We start from the raw sequence: 681 nt of genomic DNA, 5'->3' as shown, positions 1-681 counted from the left end.
CTCGCAAGACCAGCTGGACGCCCTCTTCCAGCCCTCGGAGACCAACCCGGCCTATGGGCGGCTCTGGTGGCTGAACGGCGGCGACCATGTCATCAGCGCCCAGGGCGCACGGAGCGACGGCCCCCTGATCCCCACCGCGCCGTCCGACCTGGTGGGCGCCTTCGGGGCCCTGGACCGTCGTCTCTACATTGTTCCGAGCCGTCGCCTGGTGGTCGTCCGCACCGGTGCGGCGGCTGTTGACCGAAACTTCGACCAGGAGCTCTGGCGGCGTCTGTCGGACGTGCTGGACTGATCCATTGTCCCAGACGCAGGCACGCCCGCCGGGGGATTAATCCTGGCGGGCGTTATGGATGTTTGGGTGCGGGGACGCGCACCTCCCCGTACCCCACAGTAATTCCCGTCCTGTTCGCGTCCTAGAGATACCGGCAGTCCGAGGCCGCTTTGGGCTCTTAGGGGACCTTGGGACCGTACGCTGCTCGGCGCTGCCCCAGTCTTTGATGCGGCGCGCGCGGTTCTGACTCCGCGGCGACGTTGGCAACGTCCGCTACAAGGACTGCGTTCGAAGCTGGCCGGGGGCAAGGCCTTAAGCGGTTCCTCGCGCCTCATGCATCGTCGCTGAAGGACGCGCTAATCGGAGGTCAACCCTGATCATTCATTCTTCAAATCTGGATAGCGTCGTTC

Annotated in this window: 1 pseudogene; it reads left to right on the top strand. The window is 65.5% G+C overall.

The window, feature by feature from the left end:
• Positions 1 to 292, top strand: a pseudogene (locus V7702_RS16770) (serine hydrolase domain-containing protein); the annotation flags it as partial.
• Positions 293 to 681 lie beyond the last annotated feature (389 nt).

This window comes from Phenylobacterium sp., assembly GCF_036963605.1.
Lineage (GTDB): Bacteria > Pseudomonadota > Alphaproteobacteria > Caulobacterales > Caulobacteraceae > Phenylobacterium.
Note: the sequence above shows the minus strand (reverse complement) of the source record. Positions and strands in the feature narration are given on the sequence as shown.